Annotated in this window: 22 protein-coding genes; 10 read left to right on the top strand and 12 right to left on the bottom strand. The window is 38.9% G+C overall.

Going from position 1 to position 21,550, the window contains the following annotated elements:
• The first annotated feature begins 81 nt into the window (after nucleotides 1–81).
• From tenA to thiE, 5 genes are read left to right on the top strand one after another with little or no spacing between them, the layout of a single operon-like run.
• Nucleotides 82–771, top strand: coding sequence for a thiaminase II (gene tenA / locus ACIQYG_RS14505; protein WP_402839072.1), 690 nt, complete (start codon nucleotides 82–84; stop codon nucleotides 769–771).
• Nucleotides 772–783: 12 nt separating this feature from the next.
• Nucleotides 784–1,305 (top strand): energy coupling factor transporter S component ThiW, encoded by a 522-nt coding sequence (gene thiW / locus ACIQYG_RS14500; RefSeq protein ID WP_402839340.1) that lies wholly within the window; start codon nucleotides 784–786, stop codon nucleotides 1,303–1,305.
• Nucleotides 1,274–2,080: a bifunctional hydroxymethylpyrimidine kinase/phosphomethylpyrimidine kinase gene (thiD, locus tag ACIQYG_RS14495; protein WP_402839070.1), complete on the top strand. Its 807-nt coding sequence runs from the start codon at nucleotides 1,274–1,276 to the stop codon at nucleotides 2,078–2,080. The genes thiW and thiD overlap by 32 nt, the downstream gene beginning before the upstream one ends.
• A complete protein-coding gene (thiM, locus tag ACIQYG_RS14490; protein ID WP_402839068.1) occupies nucleotides 2,077–2,892 on the top strand; it encodes a hydroxyethylthiazole kinase in 816 nt (271 codons plus the stop codon). Before thiD ends, thiM begins: the two co-directional genes overlap by 4 nt.
• Nucleotides 2,873–3,505 carry a thiamine phosphate synthase gene (thiE, locus tag ACIQYG_RS14485; RefSeq protein WP_402839066.1) on the top strand — a complete coding sequence of 211 codons (633 nt, stop codon included), beginning with the start codon at nucleotides 2,873–2,875 and terminating at the stop codon, nucleotides 3,503–3,505. The genes thiM and thiE overlap by 20 nt, the downstream gene beginning before the upstream one ends.
• Before the next feature lie 38 nt (nucleotides 3,506–3,543).
• Here thiE and ACIQYG_RS14480 read toward each other — a convergent pair whose 3' ends face one another.
• Entirely contained in the window at nucleotides 3,544–4,749 is a 1,206-nt protein-coding gene (locus ACIQYG_RS14480; protein ID WP_402839064.1) for an MFS transporter, read from the bottom strand.
• 268 nt (nucleotides 4,750–5,017) lie between these two features.
• On the opposite strand from ACIQYG_RS14480, the gene ACIQYG_RS14475 reads away from it, so the two are divergent.
• Nucleotides 5,018–6,505 (top strand): aldehyde dehydrogenase family protein, encoded by a 1,488-nt coding sequence (locus ACIQYG_RS14475; protein ID WP_034314306.1) that lies wholly within the window; start codon nucleotides 5,018–5,020, stop codon nucleotides 6,503–6,505.
• A 353-nt stretch (nucleotides 6,506–6,858) separates the two neighbouring features.
• Nucleotides 6,859–8,091 (top strand): aminopeptidase, encoded by a 1,233-nt coding sequence (locus tag ACIQYG_RS14470; RefSeq protein ID WP_402839338.1) that lies wholly within the window; start codon nucleotides 6,859–6,861, stop codon nucleotides 8,089–8,091.
• Nucleotides 8,092–8,244: 153 nt separating this feature from the next.
• Here ACIQYG_RS14470 and ACIQYG_RS14465 read toward each other — a convergent pair whose 3' ends face one another.
• The 3 genes from ACIQYG_RS14465 to ACIQYG_RS14455 form a co-directional block, all read right to left on the bottom strand.
• Nucleotides 8,245–8,463, bottom strand: a complete 219-nt coding sequence (locus ACIQYG_RS14465; RefSeq protein WP_402839062.1) for an Arm DNA-binding domain-containing protein — start codon at nucleotides 8,461–8,463, stop codon at nucleotides 8,245–8,247.
• A gap of 212 nt (nucleotides 8,464–8,675) precedes the next feature.
• Nucleotides 8,676–11,360, bottom strand: a complete 2,685-nt coding sequence (locus tag ACIQYG_RS14460; RefSeq protein ID WP_402839060.1) for an Ig-like domain-containing protein — start codon at nucleotides 11,358–11,360, stop codon at nucleotides 8,676–8,678.
• 287 nt (nucleotides 11,361–11,647) lie between these two features.
• Nucleotides 11,648–12,250 (bottom strand): sunset domain-containing protein, encoded by a 603-nt coding sequence (locus tag ACIQYG_RS14455; protein ID WP_402839059.1) that lies wholly within the window; start codon nucleotides 12,248–12,250, stop codon nucleotides 11,648–11,650.
• A 591-nt stretch (nucleotides 12,251–12,841) separates the two neighbouring features.
• On the opposite strand from ACIQYG_RS14455, the gene ACIQYG_RS14450 reads away from it, so the two are divergent.
• Nucleotides 12,842–13,009, top strand: coding sequence for a hypothetical protein (locus tag ACIQYG_RS14450; RefSeq protein WP_164468809.1), 168 nt, complete (start codon nucleotides 12,842–12,844; stop codon nucleotides 13,007–13,009).
• A 128-nt stretch (nucleotides 13,010–13,137) separates the two neighbouring features.
• Here the strand turns inward: ACIQYG_RS14450 and cspC are convergent, their stop codons facing one another.
• Nucleotides 13,138–13,338: a cold shock protein CspC gene (gene cspC / locus ACIQYG_RS14445; RefSeq protein ID WP_034314312.1), complete on the bottom strand. Its 201-nt coding sequence runs from the start codon at nucleotides 13,336–13,338 to the stop codon at nucleotides 13,138–13,140.
• A 289-nt stretch (nucleotides 13,339–13,627) separates the two neighbouring features.
• On the opposite strand from cspC, the gene ACIQYG_RS14440 reads away from it, so the two are divergent.
• A complete protein-coding gene (locus tag ACIQYG_RS14440) occupies nucleotides 13,628–13,888 on the top strand; it encodes a hypothetical protein (RefSeq protein WP_402839056.1) in 261 nt (86 codons plus the stop codon).
• Nucleotides 13,889–13,921: 33 nt separating this feature from the next.
• On the opposite strand, the gene ACIQYG_RS14435 is transcribed toward ACIQYG_RS14440, so the two are convergent.
• The 3 genes from ACIQYG_RS14435 to ACIQYG_RS14425 form a co-directional block, all read right to left on the bottom strand.
• A complete protein-coding gene (locus tag ACIQYG_RS14435; RefSeq protein WP_402839054.1) occupies nucleotides 13,922–14,521 on the bottom strand; it encodes a YdcF family protein in 600 nt (199 codons plus the stop codon).
• 104 nt (nucleotides 14,522–14,625) lie between these two features.
• Nucleotides 14,626–15,411: a serine hydrolase gene (locus ACIQYG_RS14430; RefSeq protein WP_402839052.1), complete on the bottom strand. Its 786-nt coding sequence runs from the start codon at nucleotides 15,409–15,411 to the stop codon at nucleotides 14,626–14,628.
• Between the two features lie 400 nt (nucleotides 15,412–15,811).
• Nucleotides 15,812–15,979 carry a YezD family protein gene (locus ACIQYG_RS14425; protein WP_402839050.1) on the bottom strand — a complete coding sequence of 56 codons (168 nt, stop codon included), beginning with the start codon at nucleotides 15,977–15,979 and terminating at the stop codon, nucleotides 15,812–15,814.
• A gap of 523 nt (nucleotides 15,980–16,502) precedes the next feature.
• Here ACIQYG_RS14425 and ACIQYG_RS14420 point away from each other — a divergent pair.
• A complete protein-coding gene (locus ACIQYG_RS14420; protein ID WP_402839049.1) occupies nucleotides 16,503–17,891 on the top strand; it encodes an amino acid permease in 1,389 nt (462 codons plus the stop codon).
• A gap of 40 nt (nucleotides 17,892–17,931) precedes the next feature.
• Here ACIQYG_RS14420 and ACIQYG_RS14415 read toward each other — a convergent pair whose 3' ends face one another.
• From ACIQYG_RS14415 to ACIQYG_RS14400, 4 genes are all read right to left on the bottom strand, one after another.
• Nucleotides 17,932–18,906 (bottom strand): aldose 1-epimerase, encoded by a 975-nt coding sequence (locus ACIQYG_RS14415; RefSeq protein WP_402839047.1) that lies wholly within the window; start codon nucleotides 18,904–18,906, stop codon nucleotides 17,932–17,934.
• Between the two features lie 231 nt (nucleotides 18,907–19,137).
• Nucleotides 19,138–19,437 carry a YxcD family protein gene (locus ACIQYG_RS14410; RefSeq protein ID WP_076366987.1) on the bottom strand — a complete coding sequence of 100 codons (300 nt, stop codon included), beginning with the start codon at nucleotides 19,435–19,437 and terminating at the stop codon, nucleotides 19,138–19,140.
• The gene (locus ACIQYG_RS14405; protein ID WP_402839336.1) at nucleotides 19,425–19,859 is read right to left on the bottom strand and encodes a hypothetical protein; all 435 of its coding nucleotides are present in this window, start codon (nucleotides 19,857–19,859) and stop codon (nucleotides 19,425–19,427) included. The genes ACIQYG_RS14410 and ACIQYG_RS14405 overlap by 13 nt, the downstream gene beginning before the upstream one ends.
• A gap of 199 nt (nucleotides 19,860–20,058) precedes the next feature.
• The gene (locus ACIQYG_RS14400) at nucleotides 20,059–21,438 is read right to left on the bottom strand and encodes a C40 family peptidase (protein ID WP_402839045.1); all 1,380 of its coding nucleotides are present in this window, start codon (nucleotides 21,436–21,438) and stop codon (nucleotides 20,059–20,061) included.
• Nucleotides 21,439–21,550: the final 112 nt, after the last annotated feature.

Below are 21,550 nucleotides of genomic sequence, written 5' to 3'. Positions count from 1 at the left end.
CTATATCCATCTACCCCGTTCCGTATTCAGGAACGGGGTTTTTTATTTAACAAAGGGATCCATTCTAAAGGAGGATGAACAATGGAGAATACAAAATTAGAAACATTCAGTGATAGACTGCATGCAAGGGCAAAAGAGATTTGGAAAAGGAACCATTCACATCCCTTTGTCCAGGCAATTGGAAACGGCACGCTTCCTGAAAAGAAATTTGCCTATTACCTGAAGCAGGATTATATCTATCTCATGGATTATTCCAAGCTCTTTGCTTTAGGTGCCATCAAAGCCCATAACATCGAAACCATGGCAAAGTTTGCGAATATTTTAAATGAAACCCTTCAAGTGGAAATGGATATCCATCGGCATTATGCTTCCGAATTCGGGATCAGTTCCAAGGAATTGGAAAATACAGAACCTACTCCAACCACTTTAGCCTATACAGGTTACATGCTAAATGCAGCTCAGCATGGGACTTTAGCAGACTTGATCGCCTGTCTCCTGCCCTGCGCTTGGGATTATTATGAAATCGGTTTGCTATTAAAAGAACAAAATGGAGCAGCTTTGGAAAACAACCGCTACGCAGATTGGATAAGATCCTATTCGTCTCCTGAATTCGGGGAAGCACATAAGTGGCTGATCGCTTTGTTGGAAGAATTGACGGAAGGCATGCCTGAAAAGGAACTTCTTAGATTAGAAAAGCACTTTTTGGTTACTTCCCGATATGAATATTTATTCTGGGATATGGTTCAAAATGAGCAGGATTGGCCGCTGTAGGTGGATGACATGATGAATCCTATCAAGAAACTGACGTTGACTGCCATGATCACGGCTTTAACGACGCTGACCAGTTCATTTATTTTCATACCTGCAGGATTTGCAAAAATCTTTCCTATTCAGCATCTGGCAAATGTCCTGACGGCTGTTCTATTGGGGCCTGCCTATGCTGTAACACAAGCTTTTTTAGTTTCCATCATTAGAAACATGTCTGGTACCGGTTCAATTTTCGCCTTTCCCGGAAGCATGATCGGTGCACTTTTGGCTGCCATCCTTTACCAAAAAACACAAAACTTAAAATTCGCCTGTTTAGGGGAAGTGATCGGGACCGGCATTCTCGGTTCCCTAGCCTGTTATCCACTTGCAACCCTCCTATTGGGAGAAAAAGCTGCTCTTTTTGGTTTTTTACCGGCTTTTATGTTCAGTTCATTCGCAGGTGCGATTTTAGCTTTCATATTACTTAAAATACTGATAAAAAATAATTATATGAAGGGGTTTTTTTATGAAAACAGCATTAACCATCGCCGGCTCTGATTCAGGGGGCGGTGCTGGAATACAAGCGGATTTAAAAACATTTTCTGCACATGGTGTATTTGGAATGTCCGCCATCACAGCCGTAACCGCACAAAACACAATGGAAGTCCGTTCAGTACAGCCAATTGAAACAGCTATCATATCGGATCAAATTGCAGCTATATTTGAAGATATTCGTGTCGATGCAGTAAAAATAGGCATGCTTGGATCAAAAGAAATCGTGGAAACGGTCGCTGCGTCCCTTAAAGCCTTCATGCCTGCCATCGTTATCCTTGACCCTGTCATGATTTCCAAAAGCGGCCACCATTTGCTCGACGAAAAGGCTGTCTCTGCCTTAAAAATGGAGTTGCTTCCGCTTGCAACACTTGTTACACCAAATGTACCGGAAGCGGAAGTACTTACTGGCTTCTCGATTCGGACGAAACAAGATTTCTACAGAGCATGCATTTCAATACAAGAAATGGGTCCCAAAGCCGTTTTACTTAAAGGGGGCCATGCAGCAGGAAATCCAAATGATCTTTTTTATGATGGGACTGACTTCCACTGGATCAAGGGAGAGCGCATTCATACAAAAAACACTCATGGTACGGGCTGTACCTTATCTTCCGCCATTACATCAAACCTGGCAAACGGACTGCCATTGCAAGTGTCGATCGAACAAGCCAAGACCTATATATCCGAAGCAATACGCAATAGCTTTTCAATCGGTAAAGGTCATGGGCCAGTCCACCATTTTCATTCATATTCAAAAAAAGAACGGAGTGACTTGTTATGAAGGTTTCTTCAGCCGATTTATTTATGAAGGTAAGAGAAAGAAAACCACTCGTTCACCAAATCACCAACTTTGTTACGGTCAACGACTGTGCAAATGCCACCCTTGCCATCGGTGGTTCACCAGTAATGACATCGAGCCCAAGAGAAGTGGCGGATATGGTCAAATTAGCAGATGCATTGGTCCTGAATTTCGGTACGATCGATGATAAAGCTTTGGAAGCAATGGAGATCGCCGGTAAAACGGCAAATGCCCTGGATATCCCGGTCATTTTGGACCCGGTTGGAGTTGGTGCCACCTCCTATCGTACAGAGCAAGTCAAAGAGCTCCTAAGTAAGGTTACTTTCCAAATCATTCGCGGAAATGCGAGTGAAATCCTTTCATTGATGGGTGGGGATACCGTTACACGCGGGGTGGATTCGGGAGAACTTTCAATTAGCAATGCAGAGCTGGCCGCACGAGCGGCAAATGAATTGAATAGCATCATCGTGGTCAGCGGAGCTAAGGATGCGGTCAGCGATGGAAAACATACGTCCATCATCGATAACGGGAACCTCCTTTTAACTAATGTTACAGGCACCGGTTGCATGTCCACAGCTCTTATCGGCACTTTTTCCGGTGTCACCGATGATTTTTATTCTGCAGCAATTGCCGGTATCTCAACCATGAGCATTTCAGGGGAACTAGCAGCCGCAAACCTTCAAAAGGATGAAGGAACAGGTACTTTTCGTGTGCGATTAATCGATGCGATATCAAGAATGGATAAGGAAATCTGGATGAACGAGGTGAAATTAAATGAAGAAGTCCCAAATTGATTTAAGCCTGTATTTAGTTACGGAAGAGTCCATAGCAATAGAAGAATTGACCAAAATCATTGCAGAATCCGTTTCAGGAGGAGTCTCAATCGTACAACTTAGAGAGAAAAACAATTCCTCCCTCTCCTTTTATAAAAAAGCATCTGCATTAAAACAGTTATTGAATGAGCTGTCCATTCCCCTTATCATCAATGACCGGGTGGATATAGCACTTGCGGTTGGAGCGGACGGAATTCATATTGGGCAAGATGACCTTCCACTGCCTGTCGTCAAAAAAATGGTTCCTGAAGATATGATTGTCGGTGTATCTGTCTCCACTCTTGAAGAAGCTCTCGAAGCCGAACGAAATGGAGCGGACTATATCGGAGTCGGTTCGGTTTTCCCTACCAAGACCAAACAAGATGCAACCCTAATGGCCCTTGAGGATTTGGGGGAAATTTGCCGCAATGTTTCCATTCCCGCAGTAGCCATCGGTGGTATCTCTGCCGATAACATTTCCTCTCTTTCTGATAGCGGGCTATCCGGTGCCGCAGTCGTATCGGCCATCATGAATGCAGATAATCCGAAGACTGCATCCGAATCCCTTTTAAAAATAATTAAGGACTTTAATTAAACAAGGGGAGGAGACTGTATACAGTCCCCTCCTTTTGTTTATGTCAAAACGGTATTCTTTGTTTCCTTCCCAAAAGCTACGGCAACTGCACCCACTAGAATAGCAATTGTAAATAGGGTGAAAATCGATGAAATCGGGATGTCTGCGGCAACTAAATACCCTACAAGCAACGGTCCCAAGACACCGCCAATCCTTCCGACCCCTGCAGCTAACCCAGCACCCGTACCGCGAACTGCTGTTGGATACTGCTCAGGTGTATACGCATAAAGTGCACCCCATGCCCCTAGGTTGAAGAAAGATAGGAACATCCCGGAAACTATCAGCAGTGCCAGCCCCTCTGCCGATCCAAAGAAATAGGCACTGACTGCCGTTCCAATTAAGTACGTGATCAAAACGAATTTACGTCCCATCTTCTCTATCAGCCATGCAGCTGAAAAATAGCCCGGAAGCTGTGCAAGCGTCATGATCAAAACATATTCAAAACTTTGAATCATGCTGAAGCCTTTTAGGACCATCACACTTGGCAGCCATAAAAACATCCCATAATAGGAAAAGACCACGCAAAACCATAGAATCCACAATACAAGGGTCTGACGGGAGTATTCCTTTTTCCAGACACTTTTCATATTGCTTAATACAGATGGTCTCTGCTTTTTTTCAAGTTCCGTATACTTCGGTGAATCCGGCAGTTTCAAGCGCAGATACAGAGCATATAAAGCTGGAACTGCGCTCAATAACAATGCAACCCGCCAACCATAAGCCGGTATGATGAAATAGGATATGAGTGCTGCCAAAATCCAGCCAACCGCCCAAAAGCTTTCAAGAAGTACGACGACCCTTCCCCTTTTACTCGCTTCAACACTTTCAGAGACCAATGTCGAGGCAACCGGGAGTTCTCCCCCAAGTCCCATTCCAATTAAAAACCGCAATATCAAGAACAAGCTGAGTGTACTGACTGCTGCAGACAGGCCACTTGCGATCGAAAACAATAATAATGTAATGATGAAGACATTCTTTCGTCCGACCCTGTCGGCCATCGCACCAAAGAATACGGCGCCAACAGCCATTCCTATGGAGTTTATGCTCCCGATCCAGCCAACCTGCTCACTGGTTAAGTTCCAATCCTGTTTTAATGCAACAATGATGAAAGAAAGCATACCGACATCAAGTGCATCGAACATCCAGCCAAGACCCGCAACACCAAGTAACTTACGCTGCGATATCATTTTCGCATCATTTCCCATATATTCCTCCTGAAGAACTTCAGACCTTCTTGTTATTTTACCCTTATTCATTTTAACTATTAACTTTCATTTTTGCTATAGTAATTACACATGTCATGACAAAAAATACTTCATTTTTAAAATGATGAAGAAATCTTGGATATTCTGTCGAATGTTATAGATTGAATATTCCCTTTTTTTCATTTATCATAAAAATTGGCAATCATAGCGTTAACAATAAGTCATCATGTTTTGCCCAAGATAATCATTTTATTCAGGAGGGTAATTAATGACAAATCTAACGTTAGAAGTAAGTGGAAAGCTGCAAAAATTTTTAACAGGACCAAAAAAGCTCTATATTAATGGTCAGTTTGTAGAAAGTGCTTCAAAAAAAACCTTCTCCACTCCTAATCCTGCTACAGGACAAAAACTTGCCGATGTTTATGAAGCTGATAAAGAAGATATCGACTTAGCGGTCAAAGCTGCACGCAAAGCATTCGATGAAGGTCCTTGGTCAAGAATGAGCGCAGCTGCACGCAGTAGACTTATGTATAAACTAGCCGATTTAATGGAAGAAAATAAAACTGAACTTGCTCAATTGGAAACGTTGGATAATGGTAAACCAATCAGTGAAACTACCAATGCCGACATTCCTTTAGCAATAGAACATATGAGATATTTTGCTGGCTGGTCCACCAAGATTGTCGGACAGACCATCCCGGTAAGCGGAAATTATTTTAACTACACAAAACACGAGGCTGTTGGTGTTGTCGGCCAAATCATCCCATGGAACTTTCCGCTTCTTATGGCGATGTGGAAACTGGGAGCGGCACTTGCTACAGGTTGTACGGTCATACTAAAGCCTGCTGAGCAAACACCGCTTTCCGCTCTTTACCTGGCTGAATTATTGGCTGAAGCCGGTTTCCCTGATGGGGTCGTCAATATCGTTCCCGGTTTTGGTGAAACCGCTGGACAAGCGCTTGTCGACCATCCGCAAGTAAATAAAATTGCATTTACCGGTTCGACCGAAGTTGGAAAATTGATCATGCGCTCCGCTTCATATTCATTGAAACGGGTCACATTGGAACTTGGTGGGAAATCGCCAAATATCATCCTGCCTGATGCTGATTTTTCAAAAGCCATCCCTGGAGCTTTGAATGGTGTCATGTTTAACCAAGGTCAGGTATGCTGTGCCGGTTCAAGGGTTTATATTCAAAAGAAACATTATGATAATGTTGTTGCCGATATGGCCAGCCATGCAAAAAACATCAAACAAGGGATTGGCCTAGATCCAAGTACACAAATTGGACCGCTTGTTTCCGAGGAGCAGCAAAATAGGGTAATGGGCTATATTGAAAAAGGGAAAAACGAGGGTGCGGAAGTTCTTGTCGGCGGAAATAAACCGGGTGAACAAGGCTACTTTGTTTCTCCTACTATATTCGCCGGTGTTGAAGAGGATATGACGATCGCCAAAGAAGAAATTTTCGGACCGGTCATAGCGGCAATGCCATTCGAGGATTTAGATGATGTCATTAACCGTGCAAATGCCAGTGAATATGGTTTGGCTGCCGGCTTATGGACAAGCGACATAGCCAATGCCCATTATGTTGCAGGGAAACTCCGTGCCGGTACAGTATGGGTGAACTGTTATAACGCTTTCGACGCAGCTTCCCCGTTCGGCGGCTACAAACAATCCGGAATCGGACGTGAAATGGGATCTTATGCACTGGATAACTATTCTGAAGTGAAAAGCGTCTGGATTAATTTAGGTAAGTGATTTACTCTATTAAGGAAGAGGGTCTCAAAGAGGCCCTCTTTCTTTCAGTCCATTGATTCAGTGTACTAATCATTAAATTATTCAACTATTCAAACCTTTTCAATAGTCTTTTCTTCTTTAGTTTTGGTAAAATGCAAGATAGACAAAATCGCTGCTGGAGCTTGAGGACTTATTTGTGCCACGAGATTGCAGGTGCTGATGCAAAACCGATTTGAATTGAATTCAGCTCCTTGCCGGTTATCATGACCTCCATCGTATACGATTAGTTTTCATAATCGGTGTAAAAAGTTTCTTTTTTATATGACAATAAGTACAATTATAAATGTAGAAAATGGAAAAGGAGTTTTAAAATGATGAGTGATTTTCAAACGAATTTAGAAAAATATGCAGAACTTGCCGTTAAAGTCGGCGTAAACATCCAACAAGATCAAACCCTTGTCGTAAACTCAACATTAGAAGGCGCTGACCTTGTGCGTCTCATTGTAAAAAAGGCATATGAGAACGGTGCGCGCAATGTCATCGTCAATTGGAATGACGATATCGTTTCACGTACCAAATATGAACTGGCTCCGGATGAGGTGTTCCACGAGTATCCAAAATGGCGCGCAGAAGAAACGATCGAACTTGCAGAAAACGGAGCTGCCTATCTATCCGTCATCTCCTCCAGCCCTGACTTATTGAAAGGTGTAAATCCTGAAAGGATTGCCAACTTCCAAAAAGCATCAGGGACTGCTCTGAAGAAGTGGCGTCAGTATATGCAATCCGATAAGGTGAGCTGGTCCATCGTTGCCGTCCCTTCAAAGGCTTGGGCTGATAAAGTATTCCCAGAAGAGGCAGAAGGAAAACGAGTTGATTTGCTATGGGAAGCCATTTTCAAGGCAGTTCGTGTTGATGTGAAGGATCCTGTGGAAGCCTGGAAAAAACACGATGATACCCTGCATGAAAAGGTTGATTATTTAAATGATAAGCATTACCAAAAATTGCATTACACGGCTCCTGGAACAGACCTGACAATCGAGTTACCCGACAAACACCGTTGGGTCGGAGCAGGAAGCGTTAACGTACAGGGTCATGAATTCATGGCTAACATGCCCACCGAAGAAGTGTTTACAGTTCCATTGAAAACAGGCGTTAACGGTACGGTATCCAGTACGAAACCACTTAGTTACGGCGGCAACATCATCAATAATTTTTCCGTGACCTTCAAAGAAGGACGGATCATTGAGGTAAAAGCTGAAGAAGGGGAAGAAATCCTAAAGCAATTGGTTGATACGGATGAAGGTTCACACTATCTGGGCGAAGTGGCACTTGTTCCATTCAACTCACCGATTTCCCAATCGAATGTTTTATTCTTCAATACATTATTCGATGAAAATGCATCAAACCACCTTGCTATCGGCAGCTCCTATGCTTTCTGCATTGAAGGCGGAAAAAATATGAGTCCAGAAGAGCTTGCAGAAAATGGATTGAATGATAGCCTTACACATGTCGATTTCATGATTGGATCGGAAAAAATGAACATCGACGGCATCAAACAGGACGGCACTTCAGAACCTGTCTTCCGTAATGGGGATTGGGCGTTTTAATTAAAGCGTTGATATAGAGGGGTTTTGAAGGTCTTGAACCTTGTGTGGTCGCAGAATTGGTCACATTTCTTTAGATTTAAACAAATTATCAAGTTCATCAGCTACGTGTTTCTGCATACTTGGAAGCACGTGGCTATACTTATCTAGCGTAATCTAGATGGATGTATGTCCAACTCGCTCTGAAATGACCTTTACATTCACATTTTGTCTAACATCATTTAGAAATTCACTAAGAGCATGCTTCGCTTCCTTCTTATTATTGGAACCCCTTTTCTTTTTTTGTGTACGATTCCCTGTTAAGGGGTCAATACTCATATCGATTACATAAAAATAATTACCTGTTTTCTTGTCTTTCTTGATACAACCTTTCACTGTTAAGAACCTCCTAGATTTCCTAACAGAAAATAAGTCCCTTAACAATATTTTATCAAATATTGTTGACTATAGTTCCATCTAGATAAAATACTCTTTATTCGTCAATTATAGTTATATAAATAGATAAAGCGGTAATACTTGGTTCAGTATTACCGCTTTATCTATAATCAGGTAGCTTAATAGCAAATTTATCTAATTTTTTCTTGATACTAACTCACCTTTACCGTTTTACTCTTACTCTTATTGCCTGATTTGTCTTGAGCGTATACCATTAATGACGAACCCTTCTTTTGTGCCTTAATTTTCACTTTATAGTTTCCTCGACTATCCACGATTCCTTGCCCAATCTTCTTACTTCCATTGTAAATATAAATAGATACTCCCTTTTCACCTTTGCCAGATACTGTTACTGTCTTACTTGAAATTTTATTAACTGTTGGTACGGATGGAGCTGTCTTGTCTATTACCTTAACTGTTTTATTTCCACTCTTATTTCCTGAAGTATCTTTAGCATAAACAACGATGGTTGTACCTGCTTTTTGTTTTGCAATCTTAATCGTATATTGACCATTTTTTGCAGTTGTTTCTCCAATTTTCTTGCTTCCTACCATCGCATATATCTTTGCATTTGATTCAGCTTTACCAGTAATAACAGTAGCATTATCATATACAGTATTAACTGTTGGTACGGATGGAGCTGTCTTGTCTATTACCTTAACTGTTTTATTTCCACTCTTATTTCCTGAAGTATCTTTAGCATAAACAACGATGGTTGTACCTGCTTTTTGTTTTGCAATCTTAATCGTATATTGACCATTTTTTGCAGTTGTTTCTCCAATTTTCTTGCTTCCTACCATTGCATATATCTTTGCATTTGATTCAGCTTTACCAGTAATAACAGTAGCATTATCATACACAGTATTGACTGTAGGTATGGATGGTGCTGTTACATCTTTTATCACCACAGTACAGCTTGCGGTCTTAATTCCATCCTCAGTGGTTACTGTTATGGTAGCTGTACCTTCTTTTTTTGCGATTATTTTACCTGTGTCATCAATAGTTGCGATATCTGAATGATTACTTTTCCATTTGACCCTTTGATTTGTTGCATTAGAAGGCAAAACACTAGCAGTCAAATAAAATTCTTCTCCAATTTTTAATTCAAGATCCATTTTTGAAAGAGTAACTCCTGTAACTAAAACTGGTTTTGTCTCTATTCTTAAAAGTGACCCACCGATAACGCCATAAAGCTCATTATTAACCCAGTAATTGTTCAAACCTATTGTATATAATTTTATTGGTTGACTACCGTCATTCTTGATAAGGTAGTATCCATTACTAAACCTTGCTATGACATCACCATTAGCATTTAGAGATACAATTGATGTATCAGATCCTAAATAACTGATTTGATTAGAAATACCATCTTTCCAAATAAAAATTTGCTTTGTTCCATTTATATAATTGGTATATGCCACATAGCCATTGTTAATGGTGTAATCTCTTCCAGGTGAGAAATCATTTGATGATGTAGCAATCGTCTCATCTTTTCCATCAACATTCAAAATTAAGAAATGTGTATTCTCATTATATCGATGTCTTTCATATACAGTTAAGCTTCCATCCGACACTGGATATACATTAAAATAACTTCCATCAGAAGAAAGCCTACTTGTATTTCCATTGGAATATTTATAAATATTGTAATTAAATATTGTATCCCCTGACCCATTCCATCCAGAACCTGACCAATAAATCACATCACCATTAGATGTTACATTATTCATCCAATTTCCTGCTTCGTTAGATACAAGTGTGATATTATCACTCTCTAGATTCTTTAAATATAATTCGGTTCCAGATGCAATACCAGGTGTTGAAAGAGGTTTTAAATCACCATTCCAAATGGCGTAATTACCATTAACCTTTAAAGAGCTATTTGAGTTTAATCTCCCTAAATAAGTAAGAGTACCATTTTTATATTCAAATAAACTATTGGAGATATAATATGGATCAACATTTTGTACAACAAGCATCACACCTAAAGGAGTTAAATAACCATAATCCACTTTATTTTTCGCATAAGAAAAAACTAATGTATCGTTTGTTGTGTGTAAATCTTTTATTCTTACATCATTATTAGTTCGATATAATATTTTATTATCCTTATAATCTAATATTTCCCCATCAATTCGGTCTTTTGGGCTTAAGAGTGGGCTATTATCAACATAAATTTCCCTAGTTGTAGTAAATGTACCCCCAGATTCATTTGAAACTACAAAATTCATATAGATTTCTCTTCCATTATATTTACTAATATCAACAGTCTCATCGATTCTATTTACTCTCTCCAGCAATTTCGTCCCATAACCTTCATCATTGGAAGAGACATATACCCCTATTGTAGAGGTTTCACCAGCTAAATCAGAAGCCTCTGCAGTGATCCGTAATTCTCCATTTGCAAAATCAAAAGATTTAGGAGAAATAATATTCAAACCTGGTGGCTGCGTATACTTAAAAGTCGTTTGTTTCGCTACAGCATTCCCATAAACATCATAGACAGTGACTTCAAGTGTTTTTATCCCTCTTGATAAACCATTCAAATTTAATGTACCAACCCAGCCTGGAAGATGTTCACCATAAGCATTGTTATCATATGTTAGAAGGATTTCCTTTCCCTCAACCTTTGCCTTAACTTCACTTACTTGATAGGTGGAGTTGGGTTTAGAAATAATAACTTTTAATTCATCATTTTTCGTAGTATTTGACGTAGGGGAAATAATACTAAAAGAAATATTTGGCTTTGTACTTTCTGCCTTAACCACTGGATTTATACTGAATCCTGATATGATGCAAATAAAAACAATTATTACCCATTTAAGCAACCACTTCATAATTTCGCCCCCTTCTATAATATCAGTTAAATTTTACCATAATAACAAGAGAATTGTATTATACTCTCAAAATATTATAGTTATTCCATTTTTACAATGTATTATTATTATATTTATCATTTTATGACTTTATTAGAACGTTGTACCGGGCTAATATAAATTCTATATGATATTAATAAAATCAGTAGTAAAAAATTGAGCTTAATTTTGACGTTTGGGTGTGCTGTTACCTAGACAGGTAATGTGAATTTTCGGTAATTACTTTCTAAGTATTACCGCAAAATAATTTATAGTTTTGATTTTCTATACCCAGCAGATTTTGCTTCAGCTTCTGTACAGAAGGTTTCTTCAGGTTCTGTCTTATCATAGAATTGTCCTGAAGGCACATGGTAAATCTTAGTACCTGAACTTGAAATATTACCTCGAATGTTTGAACAAGCTTGTTGTTCTTGTTCTTTTTCTCTTTCTGCTTGTTGCTCTTTTTCTCTTTCTCTTTCTGCTTGTTGCTCTTTTTCTCTTTCTTCCTGTTCTTCTTTTTCTTTTTCTGCTTGTTGTTTTTTCTCTTTATCTTCCTCATCATTGGTCAATACTTGATGATGGTTCATTTCGGTATCAGGTTCAGGTTCCTCTTCCAAATCTTTAAAGTGTCCAAATATACAAGGAATTAAAAACCAGGCTAGTAAAAGTAAAGAAAGAATAATTACTATAACTCCTTGCCAAACTGACTTCTGATTTTTCCTTCTAATTTTATACCACCACAGGGTTAATAAGATGATAATAATGAGAAGAATATTCCACCAAGCAGAAATTATACACTGAATAGTGTAAACAAAAAGTGATATAACAAAAAATATAAGACATAACCAAAATAGTATTTTTATTAATCGCACAATTTACCTCCAACTCTCTGATCGTGAGTTTTTATCATCTCACTTATGTTACTTCCTACAAAAGCTCAATCGGTCGTACTCTGCTTTTTTATCTATATTGCTTTAGTTTTAGCTAGACAGTAGGCTTAAGTAATAAAATAACTGTAAAGTTGCGGAATTGACCTCCAAATTTCTTCTACATAACTTCTATGTATTGTTGATTGAGTAGGGGAATAGTACATACAGGTTTTTATTATTTTAATCTATCTATTGTTATCCTCCTTTGGCAGGCAGTCTAATAAAACCATGGTAATATTATCATACAATTGGAATGAAAGCGTTAGTGAGAAAAATTCGTAGTAATATCGACTCCTTGTTCGCTTTAGCCTGACTCCACATAATCCCAAATTGTGACATCCAGCTAAAAATACATTCACCCTTCACCCTCTGCAATCGCTAAAACATCACCCTTAAATTCCTCTTTATTCAAAATAATTGGGCTCAGTACCGTTTACATAGCCTGATTTTTTAAACCTAATATTTCATTGGAATATCTTGAACACATCTTTGATTGCCAAATATGTTATACTATTAGTAAAGAGGGTGGCTAAATTGAAAAGCAATAAGTATAATACTGGTGAAACAGTAACCATTCAGGATACTAATGAATCAGTAACCATTAATAAATGGGCATATGTAAAAAACATGAAGAGATATTCTTATACGGTTAAAGAACATCCAACTACTTTTTTCTTTGAAGAAGAATTTAAAAAAGCTTAAGAACAAGTCACTAAAAAACCTACTCAGTTCAGAGTGGGATTTTTTTTGCTTTTTCATATTTTAGCACAATAAAAAACAGACCCCCATCGAGGAAGTCTGTTCATATAGGTTACGATTTAATTATAAAATTAAGCTTTTTGAACGTTAGCAGCTTGAGCTCCACGAGCACCTTGCTCAACTTCGAAAGTTACTTTTTGACCTTCGTCTAAAGATTTGAAGCCTTCGCTTTGGATAGCTGAGAAATGTACGAATACGTCGTCTCCGTTTTCACGTTCGATAAATCCAAAACCTTTTTCTGCATTAAACCATTTAACTGTACCTTGTTCCATTGTTGTTGCCTCCTAGTGCATAACACACATTGTATTACTATTTTCAATCATTTGGAAAATAACGAGTATCCTCTTCCACAACCAAAAACAATTCTTTATTAGATTAACATGAAATGATGCAGATAGCAAATTATCCAGCGATAATTTAAGATGGCTCCACATTCTTATTGCCTTCTTATTTTCTTTATTTATCCAATTTAATGATTCAGATATTAATTAATGGGTATATCAGAGTAATAAGATACAGTACGATTTTCACTTAAAGAATTATCAACAAGGAGGTCACTCAATGAAATATTACAAAGTTTCTAATAGCGGTTTTGACAGTAAAGTGATTGTAGCCTATAGCAGCTATGATGCACTCGGATATTATTTAATGGAAATCGATGATCAACTTGGCTTTGTTGATGATATAGATGTGGAAGAAGTGGATGCTGATGAACGAGTCGAGATTTCCTATACGGTTTATCCCGTTTATAAGACACTTAAGGAGCTATATCAAGAGAAAGATTTTTGGCAAGTTCCTAATGTCGTCGTGGAAGTCGAATAATGAAAGCACCCCCATCTTTAAGAGAATTCGAATTCACCTCCCAATCAACCCGGTCAAATAGTATTTGGTAATTGCAAGATATTCACGGGTATATGATTTCAACAGTGACACTTTTGGTGTCTTTGCCGGCATTCCCTTCATGTCCAAGCCTTCTTTTTTTGCTATTTCGACTGCCCTGTAGATATGAAAGTCATTACTTACGATCAATCCTGAAGCTGCTGTATCAGGAATGAGTTTTTTTGAGAAAACAATATTTTCGTGAGTTGTTGTAGATTTGTCTTCCATCATGATGCGTGCTTCTTCAATTCCTTGGGCGATTAGCCCCTGTTGCATTGCTTTTGCTTCCGATATATCTTCTCCCGGTCCTTTGCCGCCAGATACAATGACCACTGTATGTTTATTCGCCGATAAATACTCTGCAGCTTTATCAATCCGGTATTGTAAGGATAATGATGGAACCGAACCTTTGACCCTTGCTCCAAGAATAATGAGGTAATCGGCATTTTCCGGAATTTGCTGGTGAATGCTTTCCTGAATTTTCATGTGCAAAAATCCAAAGTACCCCAGTATCGCAATGACGCTTATTACACAAAAAAGTTTCATTTTCCTTTTCAAAGTTTTTCCCCGCTTCATTTTCTTATCTATATATAACCACTAACTCCTATATGACTAGGATTTGAAAAGCGGGAAATCATGAAAGACTTCCCGCTCTATTCAAAAATATTCAATCAAACAGTTCATTCTGCGACCATATCATCATAAATAAATTTTCCAATTTTACTGATTACTTGACGGCTTTCTTCCTCTGATTTCATATCTTCAGTAAGAACGGCAGCATAAACGGTTTGAGTTTCTGACCGAATGATTGCACAATCATGGGCAACTCCCCGAATTCCGCCCGTTTTGCTTGCGACCTTGACTCCTTTGCCCATCAGCGATGGAAGTTTATCCCTTAATTGTTGATTGTCAAATACACGCAATATTCTTTCCTGGCTTTCTTTCGTTAAAAAGTTGCCTGTATGTATGGCTTTTAAGCAGGTAATCGTATCTTCCGCCGATATGGTATTGTCGCGCCCTTCTTTTAATGCCTTAAAATCCTGCATTTTTCGTTCAAGGACAGTATTTTTCAAACCAAGTTCCTTAATGCATTGATTGATTTCTTCAAAGCCCAACAGGTTCATCATCATATTCGTGGATGTATTGTCGGAAATGGTTATCATCAATGTCAATAAATCCTCTACGGTCAAAAATACTTTATTCGATAAGACGTGCAGGACCCCAGATCCCCCTGTCACTTCACTAGGCGGGATGGTCACTGGTTGGTTCAAATAGATTTTCTTTTGTTCACTTTGACGATAACCTTCGATGATCATTGGTATTTTGATCAAACTAGCTGATTGAAAGGATTCATTCTCGTGATATCCAATCGTGTCCCCAAGACCATTTTCAATTTTATATGCAATTTTCCCATTAAATGATTCAACTAATGCCAAGATATCATGTTCTATAGTTTGTAAAGTCATCTATTCCCTGGTCCTCCCTTAGATATCATTTAAACCCCTTAAAAAACTCCCTTATCCCCTAACTTATTCTACCATGTTAAAAGCAGTACAATCTTATTAGAAATTCCAAAAATGAATAAATTTTTGTATAAAAAAGAGCCTTCATATCGAAAGCTCCTAGTTTGTAGACAACAGGCATTCCGTCTGAATTTTTAAACAAAGTTGATTGGAACGGAAGGTGCGAGACCTCGCAGGCGCCAAGAGCGCCGAGGGCGGTCCGCCCGCGGAAAGCGAGTGCCTGGAGTGAAAATCAACGTTAATATTTTACACTCCTTCAAAAAAGGCAGGCAAGCTTAATTAATCTCGAGTTTGTCTACAGTCTGAGAGCCTTCATATCGAAAGCTCCCTTAATAACTGTCATTCATCTAGCTTTAACGGCACGGCCCTTCACTAATGGGAATCGTTTCTTCTCGGTGGTATCCACTTGTGTGATTGCGCCATCATGTACGGTTATTAAAACTGATCCATATTGCAGATCTTCCAAGCTTGAAATGATATGTCTGATTTTCAATTCTTCTTTCTTTTCCATAATATCTCCCCTTCACTACTGGTAATAAAGCTTCGTTTCATGCCTAATGTTAAAAAGATTCGCACGACAAGCACATGTACGCTTCCCACTTTCAATGTTTTCTTGGGAACTTGGTTTACCTATCATATCCTCATCACTTAACTTTCCGTATAAGAATAACCAGTTAATAGGAACTCCATATTCCCTCCCTTCACTATAAAAAATAAAAGGCACCCGCCATCTAACGGATTAGATGTAAGGGTGCCTTTAGTTGACTAATCGGCAATATTCGGGAATTGCAAATGTTATAGAAAAATACAATAAAATGGGACAAACCATATTATTCTTACCAATTAACTTGGCATTTACTAATATAATCCAATTTCATCTTTTTGTCAATCCTGTGTTTAAATTTTCTGATTAGTCTGCGTTTTACATTTTACTTATTTACCACTTTACCAAACTAAACTATTTGAGATATACTATTTTAGTATAAGTTGTCGGTATAAACACATACTTTGTATTTAAGAAAGGTTCGATATAAATGGTAAATAAAAAATGGGGTTTATTGATTTTGACCACTTTCGTAATTGGAAATATGGTCGGCGGCGGAATTTTCATGCTCCCTGCCCAATTAGCACAGGTTTCCAGTCCATTAGGGGCCACATTGGCATGGATCGTTACTGGACTGGGAGTTTTTCTAATAGCTTTAGTGTTTGGTAACCTGGCAGTCAGGAAACCGGATTTGAAGGCTGGACCGCAAAGTTATGCTCAATCATTATTTAAATCTCCTGTTAAAGGAAGGGTTTCAGGGTATAGCATGGCTTGGGGCTATTGGGCTGCAAATTGGGCTGCGACAGCTTCTGTCATCATTTCATTTGCTGGTTACCTATCAACGTTTTTCCCGGTGATGCATAGTGCGAAAGTGATTTATACAGCGGGTTCGTTTCAACTTGAACTAGGTAAAGCATTAACGTTTGCGGTATGTTCCATTGCCCTTTGGGGGATTCAGGCAATCTTGGTTAGAAGTTTTAACAGTGCTGGGAAAATGAATCTTTTTGCTACGGTTACCAAAGTGCTTGGATTCTTATTTTTCATCATTATCACGATATTCATCTTCGATACTTCCAATCTAGGAAACGGAGCTGAATTTTATGATAAGGCGGGATCTGCAATCTCTTTAGGTGATCAAGTGAACGCTGCTGCAATTTCAACATTATGGGCCTTCATCGGTATCGAAGCTGCCGTCATGCTTTCAAACCGTGCCAAGTCACAAAATGATGTAAAGAAAGCGACGATTCTTGGTTTACTTATCGCTGTTGCCATTTATATCGGCATTACTTTATTGACGATGGGTGCCATATCACAAGACGAGTTGAAAGTATCACAAAAACCGCTGGTTGACGCACTACAAGCAGTAGTTGGTTCAAGCGGTACGTATTTAATGGCTGCTCTTGCCGTCATTTCCTTATTGGGATCGACAATCGGATGGATTGTCGTTGCCTCGGAAGTTCCTTACCAAGCAGCGAAGTCGAATCTGTTTCCGGCCTATTTTGCGAAAGCAAACAAAAATGGCACACCCGTCCGTTCAATGACAATAACAAATGTCATGACACAGATATTCCTATTCTCCACTATTTCGGGTACGATTTTGGAGGCTTATAAATTTTCGATGATCGTCGCTACACTTGCTTACTTGATTCCGTATCTTGCATCCGTTCTGTATCAATTGAAACTGGTCATGACCGGGGAAACCTATGACATCATGAAAGGCTCAAGGGTACGTGATGGCATTATTACCATCTTGGCGTTAATCTACTCGATCTGGGTCATCAAGACAGGTACAGCCGATATGAATACATTCATACTTGGTATTGCCTTATATGTATTCGGAATCATCCTATACCCACTCTGGATGAGAAAAAAAGCATAACCTTAAGCACCTTGGCATTCTTAAATGCCAAGGTGTTTTTTTATATATCTTTCATAATCAATCTAGTTTTCAGCTGAACCGTTTCCCCTGAGCATAACTCCCTCAATCCAGTCAATTTTGCAGGCAAATCCAAATTAGGAGCATTCGTTACCCATGTATATGGTTCAGGACAGACGAACCCCTCCTGATTGAACAATACCCAAAACTTAAAATATTGATCGCCTTGATAGATGACTTGTATGCCAGCCTCTTGGTCAGTGAGAATGCACTCGTTTTCCTGATTTCTTTCTTCATCATAGCCAAATAGGTCATCAAATAGCCGGTCGTCCAAGCTAATACCTTTTTGGATTTCCAATGTATTGGCCGTTTCATGAATTGCACCAGTGGGCAATGACCTATCATTCAACTCCCAATGTTTATTGACGGGAAGAGATATTCTGCAATCCCCCAATTTACTCACTTGTCCAAATGGAAAATTGAATACAGTATGATAACCTGCTCCCCACGGAAAAGGTTCAATGCCCTTGTTGGTGATTTCCAATTGTATTTCCAATGTTTCAGCCCTTAAAGATAAAGACATATTTACAGTGATATCTTGTGGAAAGCTATCTTTTAAATCAAAATCACTGCTTGAAAATTCAGTATTAATCACGATTTCTTTACCGTTCACTTCCTTTTTGCCGACTTGCCACGGCTTGTCATGCAAAAAACCATGAATATGATTGGATTTTTCCATTTCATTGATTGGAAACTTATACTCAGTCCCCTTATATGTAAATTGACCATCTTCAATTCGATTAGGAGGAAACAGGATTGGCATTCCGTATAAAATGGGAGCTTTTTTATACTCTTCCACACTATCCGGAGTTCGCAGCAACTCAATATCCTTATGCTTGTATTTCACTGAAAGCAGATTGCTTCCTAAAGATGGCACAAGTATCGCTTCCACTATTTCATTGCCGAACTTTATGGCATTTTCATTTAAAAAAGTGATTTCTTCTATATACCCTTTCACTTTTTCTCCTCCTTTGACTTGAACATATATCCATCCTACTTCCATGGACCATTTTTTGCAACAAATGGAAAATATAATTCATTATAATCTATCTGTGCTTAACAAATGTGTTGGTAATCTAGAATTTTGCTTTACTATCTTTCTATTTCTCTTTTATCCTTTTCCTTCGCACCGGACGGCTTGTAACTTTTTCAAATAAAAAAAAGGATGCCGTTACGGCATCCTTTTTACTTATCTATTACTTTCACTTACTAAAGCCACTATGCCTTCTTCATCATCCAAAACAAGTTCAATACCCGAGTATGGATCTTTATTCATATATTCATCCAGCCATAAGCGAAGCGCTTCTATCAAGTTGATGGTAATTAACACTTGTTTCCGGCCATCGACAAAAGCTTCTGCCGAAAAGCCATAATCATCATCATACATTAACTCGACTTCCACCTCATTGGGTTGTACCTGCTTTTTACGGGCAATGTAAACACAAACCGCATTGATGATATCTTGTTCGGATATCTTTAGCCTCTCCATGGGTTTGTATCCTCTTTCTTCTTCTTATCTTTGAAATATGTGAATATTTTACGGATCACAACGATCAATACCACAACCGCCAACACGTTGATTAATAGACCAAGTATAGAACCAAGCATTCCCATATTGGCGAATAGGCTGCCAAAAAGTAAGCCTGCCAGTCCACCTAGCATAAGTCCTTTCATTAAGCCGCCTTTGGCGAATGTGTTTCCACTCTTGGCTTTATTGGCAGTAGTGGCATCGGATTTCTTCGTTTCTTTATTTTGGAAATTAGAATTATTATTGGTGTTGTTGTTAAAGCTTCTTTTTCCTGACTTGTAACCCCTTGCATCGACTGATTCCGCATGATCCTGGAATACATAAGTGCCGACTGGCGAGAATGCTAGTGTAATTGTAAGTAATGCAGCCATAAATTTTTTCATCATGTTTTTTTGCCTCCGTTTAATAGTATGAAATGTTGTTTCTTTTTATGTTTTCCCAGATTTACTGAAAGTCCACATCACCTATCCTTGTTTTATCTTATAGTATTTACGTTGAAATTCAAAATAAGTTTCATTTTTTTTCGATTTTTTTCAAAAAAAATAAGCAGAGGCATTTTCTCCCCTGCTTATTTTTTAACTATTAGTTTACACGAACGACACGGCCGTTGTATACACCTGCCCAATATCCGCTGTCCATATTGGCGATCGCAACACCTGTTGAACTTTGGGAACCGATAAATTTGCCGCCGCCGACATAAATTCCGACATGCCCATCAGTTTTATAGGTATTGAAAAATACTAAATCTCCAGGTTGTTTTTGACTATCAGATACTTGACGTCCTGCACCTTTCAATGCATCCGTACTGGCCGGAAGGTTCACACCAGCTTGTTTATAAGCCCATGCAACGAACGCTGAACAATCGAAAAGGCCGTTAGCGATATCGGATGCCGTTCTTCCGCCTCCAAATTTATATGTGGAGTTACCGATATATTTATAACCTGCTGTAATGGCAGAGCCTGTATTTGCACTGCTTGGCTTACTTGATGTTTCGGTTTTACTTGCTGCAGGTTTAGCAGCAGAACTGTTTTTAGATGAATTTGAAGATGATTCACCTTCAGATTTTGCCGAAGCTTCGCCTTTAGACGAACTTGATGATTCTTCGCTAGAAGAACTTGATGATCCTTCACTGGAAGAATTTGAAGCATTTGAAGAATTCACTTCTTCAGCAGCACGGTCAAGTTCTGCTTTTTCCGATGCTTTACGTTCTTCCTCTTTTTTGATATTTTCACGAATGGAAGCTATTTGTGCTTCTAGACCAGCATCTTTATTCTCTAAAGATTGTTTTAGGGCCTCTGTTTCCGATTCTTTCTTTTCGATCTTAGCCTTCATATTGACCGTTTCAGCTTTTTGATCTTCAATTTGAGATTGCATGCCTTTAAGCTCTACTTCCATATCCTTAAGGTTTTGCAATTTCTTCTCAACGGTCGCTTGTTTTTTTTCCAGGTCAGCTTTATCCGCTTCCTGCTCGCTAAGAATCTGTTGGTCAGCTTCCACGATAGTGGCTACCGCTCCAACACGATTAACGAATTCACCAAAGCTTTTAGAACCTAACACAACTTCTAGGTACTCAACGTCCCCGCCGCTCTCTTGGAATGAAAGCGCGCGCTCTTTCAAGACTTCCTCGCGTTTTGCGATTCTTTCTTCCAACGCTTTAATTTCTTTCTTTAAAGATTCTATGTCTTTTTCGGTGTCTTTAATTTCTTGTTTAGTATCTTTGATTTTTTGATCATTTTCTTTCATTGCCGATTCGATCTGGGCAATTTGGGCATTCATTTTCGATTGTTCTTTTTTCAATTCCTGAATAACTTGCTCTGCCTCTGAAATATCTGATTGTATTCCTGTGCGTTGCGATTGAATCTCCGTGATTGATTCAGCTTTTACAGACGGTATGGCAAAAGCGCTTCCTAACCCAAGCATAATTGTCGTGTTCAATACGATAAGTTTTTTCTTCAAACTCATTTCCCCTGCTTTCCTCCCGTTGCATTTCCATCGACCCACTTCTTTTTCTCCATGAAAAATGATTAGTCAAAATAAATTGCTGGGAACTCTTCTCTATTTTTTTACTCTTTAT

It is taken from the genome of Peribacillus sp. NPDC096622, assembly GCF_044762665.1.
GTDB classification, from domain to species: domain Bacteria; phylum Bacillota; class Bacilli; order Bacillales; family DSM-1321; genus Peribacillus; species Peribacillus frigoritolerans_B.
Note: the sequence above shows the minus strand (reverse complement) of the source record. Positions and strands in the feature narration are given on the sequence as shown.

Bases quoted from the DNA above. Each gene is read 5' to 3' on its own strand.
- tenA (WP_402839072.1), top strand. From the start codon at position 82: ATGGAGAATACAAAATTAGAAACATTCAGTGATAGACTGCATGCAAGG.
- thiW (WP_402839340.1), top strand. From the start codon at position 784: ATGAATCCTATCAAGAAACTGACGTTGACTGCCATGATCACGGCTTTA.
- thiD (WP_402839070.1), top strand. From the start codon at position 1,274: ATGAAAACAGCATTAACCATCGCCGGCTCTGATTCAGGGGGCGGTGCT.
- thiM (WP_402839068.1), top strand. From the start codon at position 2,077: ATGAAGGTTTCTTCAGCCGATTTATTTATGAAGGTAAGAGAAAGAAAA.
- thiE (WP_402839066.1), top strand. From the start codon at position 2,873: ATGAAGAAGTCCCAAATTGATTTAAGCCTGTATTTAGTTACGGAAGAG.
- ACIQYG_RS14480 (WP_402839064.1), bottom strand. From the start codon at position 4,749: ATGGGAAATGATGCGAAAATGATATCGCAGCGTAAGTTACTTGGTGTT.
- ACIQYG_RS14475 (WP_034314306.1), top strand. From the start codon at position 5,018: ATGACAAATCTAACGTTAGAAGTAAGTGGAAAGCTGCAAAAATTTTTA.
- ACIQYG_RS14470 (WP_402839338.1), top strand. From the start codon at position 6,859: ATGAGTGATTTTCAAACGAATTTAGAAAAATATGCAGAACTTGCCGTT.
- ACIQYG_RS14460 (WP_402839060.1), bottom strand. From the start codon at position 11,360: ATGAAGTGGTTGCTTAAATGGGTAATAATTGTTTTTATTTGCATCATA.
- cspC (WP_034314312.1), bottom strand. From the start codon at position 13,338: ATGGAACAAGGTACAGTTAAATGGTTTAATGCAGAAAAAGGTTTTGGA.
- ACIQYG_RS14440 (WP_402839056.1), top strand. From the start codon at position 13,628: ATGAAATATTACAAAGTTTCTAATAGCGGTTTTGACAGTAAAGTGATT.
- ACIQYG_RS14435 (WP_402839054.1), bottom strand. From the start codon at position 14,521: ATGAAGCGGGGAAAAACTTTGAAAAGGAAAATGAAACTTTTTTGTGTA.
- ACIQYG_RS14430 (WP_402839052.1), bottom strand. From the start codon at position 15,411: ATGACTTTACAAACTATAGAACATGATATCTTGGCATTAGTTGAATCA.
- ACIQYG_RS14425 (WP_402839050.1), bottom strand. From the start codon at position 15,979: ATGGAAAAGAAAGAAGAATTGAAAATCAGACATATCATTTCAAGCTTG.
- ACIQYG_RS14420 (WP_402839049.1), top strand. From the start codon at position 16,503: ATGGTAAATAAAAAATGGGGTTTATTGATTTTGACCACTTTCGTAATT.
- ACIQYG_RS14410 (WP_076366987.1), bottom strand. From the start codon at position 19,437: ATGGAGAGGCTAAAGATATCCGAACAAGATATCATCAATGCGGTTTGT.
- ACIQYG_RS14405 (WP_402839336.1), bottom strand. From the start codon at position 19,859: ATGAAAAAATTTATGGCTGCATTACTTACAATTACACTAGCATTCTCG.
- ACIQYG_RS14400 (WP_402839045.1), bottom strand. From the start codon at position 21,438: ATGAGTTTGAAGAAAAAACTTATCGTATTGAACACGACAATTATGCTT.